This window comes from Streptosporangium sp. NPDC051022, assembly GCF_040683035.1.
Lineage (GTDB): Bacteria > Actinomycetota > Actinomycetes > Streptosporangiales > Streptosporangiaceae > Streptosporangium.
Map to the genome: position 1 here is coordinate 1 of NZ_JBFBCF010000012.1, position 17,658 is coordinate 17,658.

General features: G+C 71.6%; 16 protein-coding genes. 13 read left to right on the top strand and 3 right to left on the bottom strand.

Annotation, left to right across the window (positions count from 1 at the left end; genetic code table 11):
• Nucleotides 1–91 precede the first annotated feature (91 nt).
• Nucleotides 92–1,018: an MBL fold metallo-hydrolase gene (locus tag AB0N02_RS20455; RefSeq protein ID WP_363948662.1), complete on the bottom strand. Its 927-nt coding sequence runs from the start codon at nt 1,016–1,018 to the stop codon at nt 92–94.
• Between the two features lie 110 nt (nt 1,019–1,128).
• Between AB0N02_RS20455 and AB0N02_RS20460 the strand changes: the two genes are divergently transcribed.
• The gene (locus AB0N02_RS20460; protein WP_363948664.1) at nt 1,129–1,734 is read left to right on the top strand and encodes a hypothetical protein; all 606 of its coding nucleotides are present in this window, start codon (nt 1,129–1,131) and stop codon (nt 1,732–1,734) included.
• Nucleotides 1,735–1,963: 229 nt separating this feature from the next.
• Here AB0N02_RS20460 and AB0N02_RS20465 read toward each other — a convergent pair whose 3' ends face one another.
• Nucleotides 1,964–3,511, bottom strand: a complete 1,548-nt coding sequence (locus AB0N02_RS20465; RefSeq protein ID WP_363948666.1) for a DUF1015 domain-containing protein — start codon at nt 3,509–3,511, stop codon at nt 1,964–1,966.
• A 210-nt stretch (nt 3,512–3,721) separates the two neighbouring features.
• On the opposite strand from AB0N02_RS20465, the gene AB0N02_RS20470 reads away from it, so the two are divergent.
• Together AB0N02_RS20470 and AB0N02_RS20475 are read left to right on the top strand one after the other, a co-directional pair.
• Nucleotides 3,722–4,063 carry a tetratricopeptide repeat protein gene (locus AB0N02_RS20470; protein ID WP_363948669.1) on the top strand — a complete coding sequence of 114 codons (342 nt, stop codon included), beginning with the start codon at nt 3,722–3,724 and terminating at the stop codon, nt 4,061–4,063.
• Nucleotides 4,064–4,088: 25 nt separating this feature from the next.
• Nucleotides 4,089–5,126, top strand: a complete 1,038-nt coding sequence (locus tag AB0N02_RS20475; protein ID WP_363948671.1) for an HAD-IIA family hydrolase — start codon at nt 4,089–4,091, stop codon at nt 5,124–5,126.
• A 226-nt stretch (nt 5,127–5,352) separates the two neighbouring features.
• Here AB0N02_RS20475 and AB0N02_RS20480 read toward each other — a convergent pair whose 3' ends face one another.
• The gene (locus tag AB0N02_RS20480) at nt 5,353–5,700 is read right to left on the bottom strand and encodes an SCP2 sterol-binding domain-containing protein (RefSeq protein ID WP_363948674.1); all 348 of its coding nucleotides are present in this window, start codon (nt 5,698–5,700) and stop codon (nt 5,353–5,355) included.
• 617 nt (nt 5,701–6,317) lie between these two features.
• On the opposite strand from AB0N02_RS20480, the gene AB0N02_RS20485 reads away from it, so the two are divergent.
• The 10 genes from AB0N02_RS20485 to AB0N02_RS20530 all read left to right on the top strand — a co-directional run bounded on the left by AB0N02_RS20485 (nt 6,318) and on the right by AB0N02_RS20530 (nt 17,598).
• The gene (locus AB0N02_RS20485; protein WP_363948677.1) at nt 6,318–6,491 is read left to right on the top strand and encodes a hypothetical protein; all 174 of its coding nucleotides are present in this window, start codon (nt 6,318–6,320) and stop codon (nt 6,489–6,491) included.
• Nucleotides 6,488–7,306, top strand: a complete 819-nt coding sequence (locus AB0N02_RS20490) for a TlyA family RNA methyltransferase (protein WP_363948680.1) — start codon at nt 6,488–6,490, stop codon at nt 7,304–7,306. Before AB0N02_RS20485 ends, AB0N02_RS20490 begins: the two co-directional genes overlap by 4 nt.
• 25 nt (nt 7,307–7,331) lie before the next feature.
• Complete coding sequence (locus AB0N02_RS20495; RefSeq protein WP_363948683.1) at nt 7,332–8,237, top strand: NAD kinase; 906 nt, start codon at nt 7,332–7,334, stop codon at nt 8,235–8,237.
• A gap of 90 nt (nt 8,238–8,327) precedes the next feature.
• A complete protein-coding gene (gene recN / locus AB0N02_RS20500) occupies nt 8,328–10,037 on the top strand; it encodes a DNA repair protein RecN (RefSeq protein ID WP_363948686.1) in 1,710 nt (569 codons plus the stop codon).
• 425 nt (nt 10,038–10,462) lie between these two features.
• A complete protein-coding gene (gene steA / locus AB0N02_RS20505; protein WP_363948689.1) occupies nt 10,463–11,674 on the top strand; it encodes a putative cytokinetic ring protein SteA in 1,212 nt (403 codons plus the stop codon).
• Nucleotides 11,671–12,636 carry a copper transporter gene (locus AB0N02_RS20510; RefSeq protein WP_363948692.1) on the top strand — a complete coding sequence of 322 codons (966 nt, stop codon included), beginning with the start codon at nt 11,671–11,673 and terminating at the stop codon, nt 12,634–12,636. Before steA ends, AB0N02_RS20510 begins: the two co-directional genes overlap by 4 nt.
• 4 nt (nt 12,637–12,640) lie before the next feature.
• Nucleotides 12,641–13,507: a hypothetical protein gene (locus AB0N02_RS20515; protein WP_363948694.1), complete on the top strand. Its 867-nt coding sequence runs from the start codon at nt 12,641–12,643 to the stop codon at nt 13,505–13,507.
• Entirely contained in the window at nt 13,504–15,153 is a 1,650-nt protein-coding gene (locus tag AB0N02_RS20520; RefSeq protein ID WP_363948696.1) for a lipid II flippase MurJ, read from the top strand. Before AB0N02_RS20515 ends, AB0N02_RS20520 begins: the two co-directional genes overlap by 4 nt.
• Complete coding sequence (locus AB0N02_RS20525) at nt 15,146–16,363, top strand: glycosyltransferase family 4 protein (protein ID WP_363948698.1); 1,218 nt, start codon at nt 15,146–15,148, stop codon at nt 16,361–16,363. The genes AB0N02_RS20520 and AB0N02_RS20525 overlap by 8 nt, the downstream gene beginning before the upstream one ends.
• A 242-nt stretch (nt 16,364–16,605) precedes the next feature.
• A complete protein-coding gene (locus tag AB0N02_RS20530; RefSeq protein WP_363948700.1) occupies nt 16,606–17,598 on the top strand; it encodes a TerC family protein in 993 nt (330 codons plus the stop codon).
• The last annotated feature ends 60 nt before the right edge of the window (nt 17,599–17,658 follow it).

A 17,658-nucleotide genomic window follows, 5' to 3' on the forward strand; every position in this document is an offset into this window, starting at 1 on the left:
CCCGCGCCCAGCCCTGGATCTGGGGGCGACCACCACCTCAACCTCGGGTCCTGCGCCGCACGTTCGTCTACCGGCTATGAGGAACGCAGCACTAGGGTTGGACGCGGTTCAACCAGTGAAGGATGCCCGCCACGTTGGACGGAGCGCCGCTGAGGATTTCGAACTGCTCGGCGGTCGCGTCGTCGGCCTTCATCGCCGCGTACCGCTCCCGCGTCCGCTCTCTGACCATCGCCACCGCGTGGTCCAGGTCCAGGCCCTCGGAGTGCGCCTGGCGGGTCAGGTCGACCCAGACGCGTAGCTCCTCGGCGGAGCGTCCCAGAGTCTCCTCCACGTCCGTGACCGGCCCGTAGTGACTGAACAGCAGTCGTTGCGGGCCCAGTGCCTCGAACAGCGCTATCGAGTCCAGCGCGGTCTGCAGGTCGAAGTCCGGTGGCGGGGTGGCGGGACGCAGATCACCCGTCTGTGGAAGGTAGACCCCGGCCGCGTCGCCGACGTAGAGGTCACCGGTGCCGGAGTCGATCAGCCCCACGTGGTGCTTGGCATGTCCGGGAGAATAGTGACTGCTCAGCGTGCGCCCGTTGCCGAGATCGATGGTCCCCGTGTCGCCGAGTGCGCGGATCCGCGCGGACTCGGTGGGGGACAGTTCGCCGAACAGGGTGTCGAGTTTGTCGCCCCAGACCATTCGGGCGCTGGCCATCAGCCGGGAGGGGTCGGCGAGATGCCGGGCCCCCTTCTCGTGGACCACGATCTCCGCCTGGGGGTAGAACCCGGCGATGTCCCCGACCCCGCCGGCGTGGTCCAGATGGATGTGGGTCACCACGACGGTCGCGAGGTCCTCCGGACCGACGCCCAGAGAGGCCAGGGCGTCGCGCACCACGGGAGCCGACGTGGCGGTGCCTGTCTCCACCAGACAGGGACGGTCTCCAAGGATCAGGTATCCAGCCGTGATGCCGGAATATCCCGCCATCCTCGTATCGATCTCATAGACCTCTCCGCCGAGGGCGGTGACGTTGTCCACAGGCCACCTCAGAACTGGAACGGATATCCCCAGAACGGCGTTCGGACCGCTCCGGCATAGCTCAATCGTAAAGAGTCGTTCCTGATCGGCAGAGATCGAAGGAGGATTCGATGGATCGCAACGAGGTCATCCTGGTGGGCCGGCTACCCGAGGCGGTGCGTGTCAGGTCACTGCAGAGCGGGAGCACGCTCGGCACCTGGAGGATGATCGTCCGGCGGCAGCAACGCGGTCGCGGGACCCGGGTGGACACCATTCCGTGCGCGTCGTTCGAGCCAGAGGTCACCGTCGCCGTGGCCGAGTGGCTTCCCGACGACATGGTCGAGGTAGTGGGCGCGCTGCGCCGCCGCTGGTGGGGAGCCGACGGGGCGAAGTCGTCGGGTTACGAGGTCGAGGTCCGGTCGGCGAGGCGTCTTGAGCGCCCGGCCGCCGTCGCCGTCGCCGCCGACGATGACGGACGCGTTTCGGCCTCGGCTCCGCCCCGGCCGGTGCGGTCACTCCTGCCCGCGAGGGACGTTCCCGAGAGGGGGAAGGCACGGCGTTTCTCCGGTTCGGGGCTGGCTCCGGACATCGAGCAGAACGATCCGGCGTCCGTCCGGCGCTGCATGACGGTGCCCCATCCGCGAGACGGCGAGCCGCCGCGCGGGCGAACGGACGCGCCACCGGGTGGGGAAACGGATGCGTCACCGGAGGCGGCCGGTGAGCCGGTGAACCGGTGAGGAAAGGCGAGCGGTCGGCCGATGCGGAGACGTACCCCGTGAGATACGGAGACGTACCCCGCGGCGAGGCGCTGCGCCGCCTCCCGGAGAAGTCATGCGATGTTCCGGAGGGGTCACCGGTTCCGGAGAGGCGACCGCCCCCGATGGCCTCGGACGTCTCGCCCGTGGGACTGTGCCGTGTTCCGATGCGCGATCGCGAGGGCCGCCGTCGCCGGGGTCAACGTCGCAGTCAGTCGAGGGCGAGCATTCGCAGCACCAGCCCGCTGCGGGGCTTGGGGCCGAAGGAGGTGGACTTACGGGGCACTCGTTCCTCCTGTGCCGCGACTGTGAGCACGTCGTCGACGGTCAGCGGGTTGAGCAACACCGCGGTCCCCCCGGAGTCCCGGGCCAGCCGTACGGCCGTCGCCGGATCGTGGTGCACGACGCGCACGGAGTGTTCGTCGTCTCGCATCCCCCAGAGCCTGGGCAGTACGAACTCCGCGAGGACGGCGGTGTTCATCGCACGCCATCGGGCGGAGCGGTCGGCGGGCATGGCGTGTTCGAGCTGTTCGGGGTCGGGATGGACCAGCAGATGTGCCGTACCGCCGTCGGACAGGAGGTAGGCCGGTTCGGCGGCGTCCGCCAGTGCCGCCAGTCCCTCGGAGAGGTCGGCGTACTCGTGTACCTGCCAGGCCCTTCCCGCCTTGGACAGCGCCTCCTCAAGCGGCAGATTCAGGATGACCCGGTGAATGGCTCTGAGATCGGGCGGGTAGGAGCCCGCGTCCACCAGGAGCGCCAGGCCGAAGTCCCACGGGCCCGGCGTCGCGGGGCGGCCGGGGGCGCCCGGGGTCGCGGCCCGGGCGGATGCGCCTGGGGCTGCGGGGCGGCCGGGCGTGCCCGGGGTTGCGGGGTGAGAGGGCGTGTCCGGGGGCGACGTGTCGGAGGTGTCCCGGACGTCGGTGTTCGAGGTCCCCGTGTTCGGGGTTCTCGTCCGGGAGGTGTCCTCGTTCCAGGGGGTCGCGTTGAGGGTCTCCCCGGCCCGGACGTCCGCGCCTGGGGGATCCGTGTCTTCCGTGCTCGTGAGAGGCGCGTCCGGGGCGTCCTCACCCGTCGAGAGGTGGTGTTCCCGCTGGAGGGCGAGATAGGTGGCGTAGCGGTGGTGACCGTCGGCGATGAGAGCCTGCCGGCCGCGGAGATCGGCGTTGACGGTGTCGAGCTCGCCGGGGTCGGTGACGGCCCACAGCCGGTGCCTGACCCCGTCGCGGGTCTCCGTCTCGACCAGCGGCGGCCGGGAGGTGGCGACCAGGTCGACGAGGCGGGTGGCGGCGCCGTTCTCGCCCTGATAGAGCAGGAAGATCGGCTCCAGGTTGGCCTCGGTCACGCGCATCAGGGCCAGCCGGTCGGCGACCGGGCCGGGCATCACGTCCTCGTGCGGCAGGATGATCCGCTGTTGTGGGGTGGCGAGGCCCACGTCGCCGATGATCCCGCGCTGGAGGACTCCGGGGCCCGTCTGTTCGTAGACGTAGAGGGCGGGAGTCTCATCGGCGATCAGCACCCCGGAGGAGAGCCAGGTGTCCAGGGTCTCCCGCGCCTCGGCGTACCTGTGACGGTCGAAGCCGGGAAGGATCAGCCGCACCACGTTGTTGGGATGTGAGTCGAGTAGTTCCCGCTCGTTGTTTTCTTCGATGAGATCGTAAGGTGGAGAGGTCACCTCGGCGGGATTGTCGATCGCGAACCGTACACCGCGGAACGGGCGAAGCACGAGCCCATCGGGTATCGGCAGTTCAGGATTCGCCATATAGGGCATGCTGCCATAAAGGCCTGAAACGTCCAGGGGTCGCAGCGATGGCGCGGCGGCGCCCCGGTCCGTCAGGGAGTCGGCCAGATCTGTCGTCTGTCGATGAAGGAGGCCTCACGTATGGTCCAAGGACGTAGCGGTCCGTCTGATTCCCCCAACCCCGAGACGGGCGCTCCGGTCGGGGACGTCTACGAATGGTTTCAACGAGGAATGAAGCTCCTGGGCGAGGGCAGCCCGGCCGCGGCCGCCGCGCTGCTGGAACGCGCCGCCGGCGCCGAGCCGGAGTCGCGGAGCATTCGTGAGGCGCTCGCCCGCGCCCAGTTCAACTCCAGGCAGTACGCCGATGCCGCCGACAGCTTCCGGTGGATTATCGATGCCAATCCAGCCGAAGATTACGCCTATTTCGGGCTCGGCCTCGCCCTGTGGCGGGCCGGTGACATGGAGGGAGCCCAGGAACCCCTGGCCATCGCCGCCGCCATGCGTCCTGATCAGCGACATTACGTGTCGGCGCTGCGCAGCGTCCGGGCGACCTTACGTGCCCGCCAGGTGTGATCCTCGCGGATGGTGAAATGGGCGGGTGGACACGCAGACGCTGATCGACCCATATGACACCCTTCTCCTCGACCTGGACGGGGTGGTGTATCTCGGGCACGATGCCGTGCCGGGGGCTCCCGAGGCATTGCGGCGGGCGATGGAACGCGGTGTGCGGCTCGCCTACGTCACCAACAACGCCTCGCGAACCCCCGGTGCGATCGCCGAGCATCTGGAGGCGCTCGGCGCTCCGGCGTCCCCCGAGGACGTGGTCACCTCCGCGCAGGCCGCCGCGCGGCTGATCGCCGAACGGGTCGAACCGGGCGCGGCCGTGCTGGTGGTCGGCGGGACGGGGCTGCGCAGCGCGCTGCGCGCCCACGGGCTGCGCCCGGTCAGCACCGCCTTGGACGCCCCGGTGGCCGTGGTGCAGGGGATGGCCCCCAACCTCTCCTACGGCCTGCTGGCAGAGGGGACGCTGGCCGTACGGCAGGGGGCCCTGTTCGTGGCCGCGAACGCCGACGCGACCATGCCGACGAGGCGGGGGGAGCTCCCGGGCAACGGCGCGATGACCCGGGTGATCGCCACGGCGACCGGCGTCGAGCCGATCGTCGCGGGCAAGCCCGAGCCGCCGCTGCACCGAGAGTCGATGCTGCGCACCGGATCGAAACGGCCGCTGGTGGTCGGCGACCGGCTCGACACCGACATCGAGGGGGCGACGAACGCCGGGGTCGACGGCCTGCTGGTACTGACCGGCGTGACGACCCCGCTCGACCTGCTGACCGCCACCCCCCGGCATCGGCCCACGTACGTCGCCGCCGACCTGTCGGCCCTGCACCGGCCCTACCCCCGGGTACGGCGTGGCGAGGACGGCTGGGGCTGCGGAGGGTGGAGCGCCCGCTGGGACGGCGGCCGTCTCCACCTCGACGGTAGGGGGGATCCTGTCGACGGGCTCAGGGCGGCCTGCGCCGCGACCTGGGAGGCCGCCGGTGACGGGAGGGCGGACGAGGACGCCGTGAAAGCCGTCCTCGCCTCCGTGCTCTCAGGAGGGGCTCCCTTCCCCGGGGAGAACGGCGATCACCGCTGACGGCGCTGCCGTGGCACGCTCCACGCCTCCTCTTTCCCGTGCCGGACCCTGTCCGTCACACCCCGTAGGGCGTATCGGCCGTTCCCATGCGAGCCGATTCCCGGACGCGGGGCCGTTCCCATGCGGGCCGTTTCCCGGGCACGGGGCCGTTCCGGGGGGAGGACGGAAGGGTGCGTGATCCGTACGGGTCCGCCGCCCTGCCGCCGCCGGTCACGGCGGACCACGCTCACAGAAGCTTGCGCAGCCGCATCAGGTCGCCGAAGCTGGCGTCCACCTTGACCCGGCCGCTGAACACCGCGCGCCCCATGTCGAGCTCGCCGTCGACCAGGGCGATCAGGTCGTCGCTGCCGATGGTCAGCTTCACGTTGACGGGCTTGCCGTCGGCCGGGGGCAGGTCGTCGAAGGGGCCGAGCCCGCCGTGGTGGATACGGCCGTAGAAGGTGACCCCCAGGTCGCTGATGCGGCAGCTGATGCTGCGCTCGACCACGTGCCTGGCGCGACTCTCCTGGTCAAGCTCGTCGAACTGCTCGCCGAGTTTGCGCAGTGCCACCCGGCACTCGTCGACCGTCGCCATCGCTTGGCGCTCCCTTCTGTTCGAACCGGGCCTCTGTTCGGGCCGGTCCGAATCCCTTGTTTCTCCGGACGGTAGCGTTCCACATGAACACGGCATGTGGTCCGGCACACGGGGGGTACGCGGGGAAGGGGGCTTCTGCCATGGTGTTCGAAGCGTCGCGAGGATATGTGTGGGTGACTACCGATCTCATTGAGGGGACAACGAACGAGGTGCCCGCAGTAGTTCGCCGATCGCGTGATTTCCCGGAACGATCATCCGCCTCCCGGGGAACCGGGCCCTTCCGGGGAAGTGGCCCCTCCCGGCCACGCGGCCGGGCGGCGGGGAAGGCCGGGAGACCCGCCGTGGAGGGAGGAACGGCGGGTGCCCCGGTGGGCCCGCCGGAGATGGGGACGGCCGGAAACACGGCTGGGAACGAGGCCGCAAACAGCGCCGGAGACAGCGCCGGAGACAGGGGCGAAAACAGGGGCGGGAACACGGCCGGGAGCGCGGGTGAGGTCGCCGGGACGACGAGGGCGGCGGCTTCCGATACGGTTCGAGGCGTCAACGGGCGAGGCGGCTCGCGCGCCGCGCGCCCGTGCGGACGTCAAGTCGGTGAAGAACGGCTCCGGAGGGGGCGCATGACGGACCTGCCGGGGGAGATCGGCGAGGAGCGGGTGGACGCCGCGCTGGGCGGGCTCGCCCGGCTGGGCGGGGTGCCCGTAGCGGGGCACGTGAGCGTGTTCGAACAGGTGTTCGCCGAACTTGAGGGAGCGCTCGCGTCGGTGGACGGCACCCCGGATCGGCAGCGATGAGCCGGCGCACGCGCCTCGACAGCGAGCTGGTACGTCGCGGGCTCGCCCGCTCCCGTGAGCAGGCGGCCCAGCTCATCGAGGCGGGCCGGGTCACCGTCGGCGGCAGGACCGCGGCCAAGCCCGCCACCCAGGTGGAGACCGCCTCCGCGATCGTGGTCGCGGAGGCCCTCGAGGGGCCCGACTACGTCTCCCGGGGAGCGCACAAGCTCCTCGGCGCGCTGGAGGCCTTCGGGCCCCTGGGGCTGACCGTCGCGGGGCGCCGCTGCCTGGACGCCGGTGCCTCGACCGGGGGCTTCACCGATGTGCTGCTGCGCAACGGCGCGGCGCACGTGCTCGCCGTCGACGTCGGGTACGGCCAGCTCGCCTGGTCGCTGCGGACCGACGAACGGGTCACGGTCATGGAGCGGGTCAATGTCAGGGACCTGACACCCGACATGGTGGGACAGCCGCCGACACTGATCGTCGGCGACCTGTCGTTCATCTCGCTGCGCCTGGTGCTTCCCGCCCTGGCCGCCTGCGCCGCCGGGCAAGCGGACTTCGCGATGCTCGTCAAGCCCCAGTTCGAGGTCGGCAGGGAGCGGGTCGGCGCGGGCGGGGTCGTCAGGGACCCCGCACTGCGGGCTCAGGCCGTACAGGATGTCGCTGAGGCCGCGCGGACGCTCGGCCTGACCGTGCGGGGCGTCACCGCGAGTCCGCTGCCGGGTCCGTCGGGCAACGTCGAGTACGTCATCTGGCTGGGCAAGGGGGAGGGCGCGCCGCCGGTCGAGGATCTCGCCGCCGAGATCGAACGAGCGGTGGCGGAGGGCCCTCAGTAGTGCCTACTCCCCGAGAGAGTGGAAAATGACTGCCGAGCGCACCATGCTGGTCACCGCCCACACCGGGCGGGGAGCGGCCGTCGACAGTGCCCGCCTGGTGATCGGACAGCTGCTCGACGCCGGGCTGACCGTGCGGGTCCTGCGGGCCGAGGCCGAGTCGATCGCGTGCGCGGGCGTGGACGTGATGCCCGCGAGCGAGGCGGCGGTCCAGGACGCCGAGATGATGATCGTGCTGGGCGGCGACGGCAGCCTGCTGCGGGCCGCGGAGATCGCCCGGCCCGCCGGGGTGCCGCTGCTCGGCGTCAACCTCGGGCACGTCGGCTTCCTGGCCGAGGCCGAGGTCGAGGACCTCGCGGACGCGGTCGACTCCGTGGTCCGGGGCCGCTACGACGTGGAGGAGCGGATGACCGTGGAGGTCACCGCCCGCCTCAACGGGCAGCTGCTGGCCGACACCTGGGCGCTGAACGAGGCCACGGTGGAGAAGCGCGAGCGGATGCTCGAGGTGGTCGCGGAGATCGACGGGCGGCCGCTGTCGCGCTGGGGGTGTGACGGGGTCATCTGCGCCACGCCGACCGGGTCGACCGCCTACGCCTTCTCGGCGGGCGGTCCCGTGGTGTGGCCCGAGGTCGAGGCGATGCTGCTGGTGCCGATCAGCGCGCACGCGCTGTTCGCCCGGCCGCTGGTGGTCTCCCCGCGCTCCACGCTGGCGCTGGAGATCCAGCCCGCGACGGCGGGGGCGGTGCTGTGGTGCGACGGCCGCCGCAGGTTCGATCTGCCCGCGGGGGCGCGCGTCGAGGTCCGCAGGGCGGAGCTTCCGGTACGGCTGGCCCGCCTGCACGGTGTGGAGGACACCGGGGCGCCTTTCACCGACAGGCTGGTCGCCAAGTTCGACCTTCCGGTCCAAGGATGGCGTGGCCGTACGCGACCCTAGCTCGTCCGGGCGGTGGGCTTCCCGAGCGCGTAGGATCGTGCCCGCGCACCGCACTGATGTTCGGTGAATTCGATGTGACGGGAGGGACCAGTGCGACCCAGGGTCGAGGAGGTCCGCATCCAAGGGCTCGGTGTGATCGACGAGGCCGTTCTGGTGCTCTCGCCGGGCTTCACCGTGCTCACGGGCGAAACCGGTGCGGGTAAGACCATGGTGGTGACCGGTCTCGGGCTGCTGTTCGGCGGCAGGGCCGACCCGGCCCGTGTCCGTCCTGGCACGGACAAGGCCACCGTCGAGGGCACGCTCGTGGTCGATCCGGCCGGCCGGGTCGCCCAGCAGGTGCAGGACCTGGGCGGTGAGGTCGAGGACGGCGAGCTGATCATCTCGCGCACCGTCTCCGCCGAAGGCCGCAGCCGGGCCTGGCTCGGCGGGCGCACGGTCCCCGTGGGCACCCTCACATACCTGGCCGAGGACCTGGTGGCCGTGCACGGCCAGATGGACCAGCAGCGGCTGCTCCAGCCGGGCCGCCAGCGCGCCGCCCTCGACCGCTACGCGGGCGATGAGCTGGTCAAGCCGCTGCGCGCCTACGAACAGGCCTACAAGCGGCACAAGCAGGTCGCCGACCAGCTGGCGGAGCTCACCGCCAAGGCCAGGGAGCGCGCCCAGGAGGCCGACCTGCTCAGGTTCGGGCTGCAGGAGGTCGAGCAGGCCGACCCCCGGCAGGGGGAGGAGGACGAGCTGCGCGAGGAGGAGGAGCGCCTCTCGCACGCCGACTCCCTCAGGAGTGCGGCGGAGACCGCGCACCGCGCCCTGCTCGGCGACCCGATGTCCGTCGAGCAGGAGATGCAGGACGCCGTCACCCTGGTCGGCCAGGCGCGCACCGCCGTCGAGGCCGTACGGGACTTCGATCCCGCGCTGGCCGGCATCGCCGACCGGCTGGCCGAGGCGGGCTACCTCCTGTCCGACGTCGCCACCGAGCTGGCCGCCTACGCCGAGTCGGTCGAGGCCGACCCGATGCGGCTGGCGGTCGTGCAGGAGCGCCGGGCCGTGCTCACCCACCTCATCAGGAAGTACGGCCAGGACACCGGGGTGGTGCTGGACTGGGCGGCCCGGGCGTCGCAGCGCGTCGCAGAGCTCGAAGGCGACGACGAGCGGATCGGCGAGCTCGCCCGTGAGCACGAGGAGCTCACCGGGCGCCTCACCGAGCTGGCCGCCGAGCTGACCCGGATCCGCGCCGCCGCCGCCGAACGGTTCGGGCAGGCGGTGACCGAGGAGCTCACCGCGCTGGCCATGCCGCACGCCAGGGTGGTGGTCGCCATGACCGTCGGCGACTTCGGGCCGCACGGCGTCGACGAGGTCGAGCTGCGCATGTCCCCGCATCCCGCCTCGCCGCCGCTGCCGCTGAACAAAGGTGCCTCGGGCGGTGAGCTGAGCCGGGTCATGCTCGCCATCGAGGTCGTCTTCGCCGGTGCCGACCCGGTTCCCACGTTCGTGTTCGACGAGGTCGACGCGGGGGTCGGCGGTAAGGCCGCGGTGGAGATCGGCCGCAGGCTGGCGCGCCTCGCGCGCACCGCCCAGGTGATAGTCGTCACTCATCTGCCCCAGGTCGCGGCCTTCGCCGACCAGCATCTCGTCGTGGAGAAGGCGAGCGACGGCAGTGTGGTGCGCAGTGGCGTGCTCGCTCTTGACAAGGACGGCCGAGCCCGCGAGCTGTCGCGTATGCTCGCGGGACTGGAGGATTCGGAGCTGGGCAGGGCGCACGCCGAGGAGCTGCTCTCGATCGCCGCCGCGGACAAGGCCTGAAGCGGGCCCGCGCCCGCACGGCGTGAGGGCGCGCGGCCACGGGGGCGCCCGCGGGAGGCGGGAGGGGAACGTCGTGGGCCGGGCCGGTGAGGACGGCCCCCACCGGGGGAGCGCGGAGAGAGCGCGTGACGGGAGCGTGCCACGGCGCCGCACTCGGGGCGGGGGAGGACCGCCGCGGCCGGGGCGTCCGGAGGCGGCCGTCACGGACGGGGCCGAGCGGGCCGTCGTCACCGGTGGGGCGTGAGAGGGTGGTCGTCGTCCGTGTGGGGTGTGGAGACGCCTGCCGTCGGCGGGTGAGAAGGAATAACAAGGACTGTTTTGGATAGCTCGGGGGAGCGGGGCCACGTGTGGATCTCCAGTGACGAACCTGACACGCCGTCGGCCGCGCGGCTCCGCCGCTCTTTCCCTCTGGCAGGATGGTCGTGATGAAGGTGCCGACTGACGGGCTGCAACACAGGCTCAACGGTTACCTCCGCCGCAGGAAGGTCACGGACCTCCCCGGGGCGACGGCAGTGGCGAGGATCGACCGGCGGACCAAGAGGCTGACCAAGCGCCTCAGGGCCGGGGAAATCGCGATCATCGATCACGTCGACGTCGACAGGGTGAGCGCGGAGGCCCTTGTCGCGTGCGGTGCCGCGGCCGTGGTCAACGTCGCCGCGGGCATCAGCGGCCGCTATCCCAACCTGGGGCCGCAGATCATCGTCGAGGCGGGCGTGACGTTCCTCGACAACGCCACCGCCGAGCTGTTCGACCGGATCAAGGACGGCGACCTGGTCCGGGTGCACGAGGGCGTCGTCTACCTCGACGACGAGGTGGTCGGCAAGGGTGACGTGCAGACGGCCGAGTCGGTCGAGGCCGCGATGGTCGAGGCGCGGGCCGGGCTGACCGTCCAGATCGAGGCGTTCGCGGCCAACACCATGGAATACGTCCGGCGCGAGCGCGACCTCCTCATCGACGGGGTCGGCGTTCCCGACATCGGGACCGTCATGGAGGGGCGGCACGTCCTCATCGTGGTGCGCGGTTACCACTACAAGGAGGACATCGCCGCCCTGCGCCCCTACATCCGCGAGTACCGCCCGGTCATGATCGGAGTCGACGGCGGCGCCGACGCGCTCATGGAGGCCGGTTACGTGCCCGACGTCATCGTCGGCGACTTCGACTCGGTGTCCGCCAAGGCCCTGACCTGCGGTGCCGAGCTGGTCGTGCACGCCTACCGGGACGGCAGGGCGCCGGGCCTGGAGCGGGTCCAGCAGCTCGGCCACAGCGCCGTGGTCTTCCCCGCGATCGGCACCAGCGAGGACATCGCCATGCTGCTCGCCGACGACAAGGGCGCCGACCTGATCGTCGCGGTCGGCACCCACGCCACGCTTGTCGAGTTTCTCGACAAGGGCCGCTCCGGCATGGCCAGCACCTTCCTCACCCGCCTGCGGGTCGGGGGCAAGCTCATCGACGCAAAAGGCGTCAGCCGGCTCTACCGCAGCCGGATCTCCACTCCGTCTCTGCTCCTGCTCGTCGCCACCACGCTGATCACCATGGGGCTGGCCATCATCGTCTCCCCGGTGGGCAAGATCTGGCTCGACAGCGTCCGCGACGTCTGGAACGGCTTCACATTCTGGCTGGTCGGACTCTTCTCGTGATCGATTTCCGTTATCACCTTGTCTCCATCGTCGCGATCTTCCTCGCGCTGTCGGTCGGCATCGTGCTGGGCACGACCCTGCTGAAGGAACCGGCCATCGACACCGCGGAGACCCTCGCCAACCAGCTCAGGCTGAGCAACACCGAGCTCCGCGCCGAGCTGAAGACCGTGCAGGGCCGCAACGCCGCCAACGACGCCTTCATCACGGCCGACACCTCGCGGCTCGTGCGGGACGCGCTCGCGGGCGAGCGCGTCGTGATCGTGGAGGCCCCCGGCGGCTCGGTGGGCACGCGTGAGGCGGTGCAGCAGGTGATCACCGCGTCCGGGGCGACCGTGAGCGGCCGGGTCACCCTCACCGACAAGTACATCGACACCGCCCAGTCGCTCTTCGTCGACAAACTGGCCACCGACGCCAAGCCGGTCGACCTCACCTTCCTCGCCGAGGACACGCCCTACGACAAGGCGGCCGCGGTGCTCGCGAACGCGATCGTGACCGGCGATCCCGCCCAGGTGGGCAAGACGAACACGGTCGCCGCCGGGGTCCTCGACGCCTTCCAGCGCGGTGGCCTGATCACCTTCACCGAGCAGCCCGCCAAGCGCGCCGACCTGGTCGTGCTGATCGCGCCCGCGGAGCCGTACACCGGTGACGACGCCGTGACGCAGGCGGGGGCGATCGTCTCGCTGGCCACCGGGCTGGACGAGGCCGGCCGCGGGACCGTGCTGGCCGGGGCGCCGAGCAGCAGCGCGGCGGGCGGGGCCGTCGCCGCGCTGCGCGATGACGCCGTCGCCGTGGAGAAGGTCTCCAGCGTCGACAACGCCGATATGCCCGCGGGCAGGGTCGTCGTGGTCTACGCTCTGCGGGAGCAGCTGTCCGGTGCTTCCGGCCAGTACGGCATGGGCCCCGGCGTCTCGGGTATCGAGCCCAGCGCGTCTCCAACCCCCACGGCCACCTCCGGAGGATGACCCCATGGCTCGTCGCGCTCTTCTCGGCGCTCTGGCCGGCGCGTTTCTCGGCGCGGCGGCCGCCCGCGCCGCCTACGCCGCCTTCACCCGCAGGCCGCCGGTCGGCGACGTGGAGACCTGGGCCAGGACCAACCACAGGGACGAGCAGATCACCCTGCTGGAGGGACCGGCCTTCGTCGCCGGTACCGCGGCGGCCGCCGCCGTGCTCCCCGGCCTGCCCGCCAGGATCCGCGCGGCCGCCCTGCTGGCGGTGACGGGCAGTGGGGTCCTGGGGGCCTACGACGACCTGTACGGTGCCACCTCCTCCAAGGGGTTCAAGGGGCATCTGAGCGCCCTGGTCAAGGGCGAGGTCACCAGCGGCGCCGTGAAGATCTTCGGGATCGGCCTGACCGGCCTGGCCGCCGCCGCGCTGACCTCCCGGGGGCCCGTCGACGTCGTGGTCGACGGCGCGATCGTCGCGGGCACCGCCAACCTGGCCAACCTCTTCGACCTGCGCCCCGGGCGGGCCATCAAGGTCGGCCTGCTCGTCGGCGCCCCCCTGCTGGCGGCCGGGCTGCGCCGTGACGACCCGGTTCCCGCCGCGCTGACCGCGTTGCCCGTCGGCGCCGCCGTGGCGCTGCTGCCCGAGGACCTGGGCGAGCGGGCCATGCTGGGCGACGCGGGGGCGAACGCGCTGGGCGCGCTGGTCGGCCTGGCCGCGGCCGTCACCCTGGGCAGGCCGGGACGCCTGGCCGTGCTCGGCACCGTGGTCGCGCTGACCGCCGCCTCCGAGCGGATCAGCTTCACCAGGGTCATCGCCGCCAACCCGGTGCTCAACCGCATCGACATGCTGGGCCGCCGTCCCGTGGAGCAGGCACCCGCCAACCGATGATCAGAAAGATCGGGCAGGGGGTCGCCGGGGCGGCGCTCCTCATCGGGATCGTGACCGTCGTGGCCCGGGTCGTGGGGTTCGGCCGCTATCTCGTGCAATCCCAGACCGTCGGAAACCTCTGCCTGAGCACCGCCTACAACACCGCCAACTACGTTCCCAACATCGTCTTCGAGCTGGTCGCCGGGGGCGCGCTGGCGGGCACGGTGGTGCCGGTGCTGGCCTCGGCCGCCTCCAGGTCCGGCACGGACCCCCAGGCCAGGGCCGAGGTCGGGCGGATCACGTCGGCGCTGCTCACCTGGGTGCTGCTGGTCCTGGTCCCGCTGACCCTGCTCATCGCCGCGTTCGCGGGGCCGATCGTCACGCTGCTGGTCGGCGACGTCGGCGACTGCGACGTGGCGCGGGTCGTCGAGGCCGGCCGGGAGATGCTGGTCGTCTTCGCGCCTCGGATGATCTTCTTCGGGCTCGCCGTCATCCTGTACGGCGTGCTCCAGGCCCACCGGCGTTTCATGGGGCCCGCCCTGGCGCCCCTGGTCTCCAGCCTGCTCATCGTCGCCTCCTACCTGGTCTTCAAGCCGATCGGCGGTGAGGCGGCGAAGGACCTGTCGGCCCTCACCACGGCGGGACAGCTGACGCTCTCCCTCGGCGCGACGATCGCCGCCGCCGCGATGGTGCTCACGGTGATCGGCCCCGTCGCCCGGCTGCGGCTGCGCCTGCGGCCCTCGCTGTCCTTCCCGCCCGGGGTCGCCGTCCGCGCGCGGGGGCTCGCCACCGCGGGCCTCGCCGTCCTCATCGCCCAGCAGGTCGCGCTGACCGTGGTCGTCCGGCTGGCCAACGACCTGGGCGGGGCCGGGGCGACGGGCGTCTACACCTATGCCTGGGCGCTGTACCAGCTTCCCTTCGCGGTGCTCGTGGTGCCGATCGCCACCAGTTCCTTCCCGGTGCTGTCCACCCGGGCCGGTGACGGGGACCTGGCCGGATTCGACGATCTGGCCTCCTCGACCACCCGGGTGATCCTGCTGGTCATGGGGCTCGCAGCCGGGGTGATGGCGGCCGTCGCCGTGCCCGTCTCCCGGGTGTTCGTCGAGGGCACGCCGGGCGGCGATCCCGCGGAGATGGCGCGCGCCGTCGCGTTGTTCGCGCCGGGCCTGGTGGGGTACGCGCTGATGTTCCACCTCGCCCGCGTCCTGTACGCCTGCGGCCGTGGCCGGTCGGCCGCGGCGGCCTCGGTCGCGGGCTGGGCGGTCGCGCTGGTCGCCCAGATCGTGCTGGCCCACGCCGCGGGCGAGCGGACCGACGTGGTCGGCGGGCTGGCGCTGGGCAGTACGGCCGGCATGACCGTCGGGGGGGTGCTGCTGGTGCTCGCCGTGCTGAGGGCCAGGGGGAAGGCGGCGCTGCGCGGGACATGGCGGGGACTGCTGGCCTCGGTCGCGGGCGGGCTGGCGGCCTGGGCTGCGGGCCTGGCCGTCACCACCGCCCTCGGCGGGGTGTCCAGGTGGATGTGCGTGCCGGTCGGGCTGGGGGCCGCGGCCGCCGGTTCGGCGGCGTTCGCGGCCGTGGCCGCGGTGATCGACAGACCGGACGCCCGGATGCTGCTGATGCGGTTCAGACGGGTGTCCCCTTCAGGAAGGAGCCGTTCCGATGGCTGATCCGGAGGCCCGGAAGGCACAGGAAGCCCACGGGGCGCAGGGGGTACTGAGGACGGTGCTGGTGCTGGGAACCAGCGCCGGTGGTGTGGGGCGGCACGTGGCCATGCTGGCCGGGGGCCTGGTGCGCGGGGGACATCGGGTGGTCGTGGCCGGTCCGCCGGACACGGAGGAGACCTTCGGGTTCGGGCGGCTCGGGGCGAGGTTCGTGCCGGTGCCGATCTCGGACCGGCCCCGCCCGCTGAGCGACCTGCGCGCGGTGCTGGCGCTGCGGGCGCTGCGCGGGGCGCACGTCGTGCACGCTCACGGGCTGCGGGCCGGGGCGCTGGCCGCGCTCGCGCTGACCGGGACCCGCACCGGCCTGGTCGTGACCCTGCACAACGCGGCCACCGCGGGCGGGGCCGTCGGCGCGATCTACGGTCTCCTCGAACGGATCGTCGCCCGCCGCGCCGACCGGGTCCTGGTGGTCTCACCGGACCTGGGGGAGCGGATGACCCGGCTGGGCGCGGGGCGCGTGGAGGCGGCCGTCGTCCCGGCGCCCGTCCTGACCGTCTCGGGCCGTGATCCCGCCGAACTCGGGGCCGAACTCGGCACGGGCGATCGGCCGCTCCTCCTGACGGTCGCCAGGCTCGCCCAGCAGAAGGGGCTGGAAACCCTCCTCGACGTCGCGGCGGCCCTCTCCTCCGGCTCCGCCGTCTCCGGGACCGCCGCCGGAGCGGGGGAACCCGCGCGGCGGGCGGTGTTCCTGATCGCGGGGGAGGGGCCGCTGCGCGGGGAACTGCGGGAGCGCATCGATCGGGAGGGCCTGCCGGTACGGCTGCTGGGCAACCGGGACGACATCGGGGACCTGCTCGGGATCGCCCGGGCGCTGCTGGTCCCCAGCCGCTGGGAGGGGCAGCCGCTCGTCGTGCAGGAGGCGTTGCGGGCGGGCACCCCGGTGATCGCGACCTCGGTGGGAGGGATCCCGCCGATGGTGGGTGAGGCGGGGCTGCTGGTGCCGTACGGGGACGTCGCCGCGATGCGTGACGCGGTCGGGAGGCTGCTGGCCGACGACGATCTCGCCGTGTCGCTGGGGGAGGCGGCCGCCCGGCGGGGCCGGGAGCTGCCCGGCGAGGAGCAGGCGCTGGAGGCGGTGCTGACGGTCTACGGCGGCCTGTCGGCGGCCCGAGGAGGGGCGGGAGGGAGCCGGAACGGGCCCGGCGGGGCCGCCTGAAGGTCTCGGACAGAACCCCGAAGGCCGGGAACACCGACCCGCGGTCGATTGTTGAATTAGGCGCAGCCGGGCCGCACATCTATACTGGCTTGGTTAGGGGGGGAGTATCCCTTCGCGACAGTCTCGTCATCACGGTGCCGCCTCGCTCCACGAGGCCCCCGGGGCTGTCGGTTCGCGTGAGGTCACGCGCGGGCGGGAGAGACCTCCGGCAGTCAGTCGTGCGCGCCGCCGGAGGTTTTGTTGTGACTATTCCTGTATGGGCATGGATTGCCGTTATTGGTGGTCTTCTTGTCGTCCTGGCCTTTGACCTGTGGATCGTGGACCGGGGTGAACCACGGGAGTTCTCCACGAAGCAGGCGAGCTTCTGGGTCGGTTTCTATGTGACGCTCGCGGTGCTCTTCGGTGTCGCACTGTGGATCTTCGCGGGGGCGACCTCCGCCGGGCAGTTCTTCGCCGGTTATCTGACCGAATACAGCTTGAGCGTCGACAACCTCTTCGTCTTCTACATCATCATGACCCGCTTCGCGGTGCCGAAGGTCCATCAGCACAAGGTGCTGCTGGTCGGCATCCTGATGGCCCTGGTCATGCGGGGCGGCTTCATCGCCGTCGGCGCCGCCGCGCTGTCGAGCTTCAGCTGGCTGTTCTACGTCTTCGGACTGTTCCTCCTCTACACCGCGGTGCAGCTGGTGCGCCAGCACGGTCATGACGAGGAGGAGGTCAAGGAGAACGCGGTCCTGCGCTGGGCCCGCCGGGTGCTGCCGCACACCGACGACTACGTGGGCTCCAAGGTCGTCGTCAAGGTCGACGGCAGGCGCATGGTCACCCCGCTGCTCATCGTGATGATCGCCATCGGCACCACCGACCTGCTCTTCGCCCTCGACTCGATTCCGGCCATCTTCGGCCTCACCACCGACGCCTTCATCGTCTTCACCGCCAACGCGTTCGCGCTGATGGGCCTGCGCCAGCTCTACTTCCTGCTCGGGGATCTGCTGCAGCGGCTGGCCTACCTCAGCTACGGGCTGGCGTTCATCCTCGGCTTCATCGGGGTTAAGCTGATTGCCGAGGCGCTGCACTCCAGCGGCGTGTCCTGGGCGCCCGAAGTGCCCATCTGGCTGTCGTTGTCGGTCATCGCCGTCACCATGGTGGTCACCACCGGGGCCAGCCTGATCAAGGCTCGTCGCGACGGACGCGAAAGCAAGCAAATCACGACCTCCGCGAGTGCCGAGCAAGGCTAGCGGATCGGCATGTGACGCGCTTTGCTTGTCTCGTTACGCCGTACAAGGGCCGAGAGATGG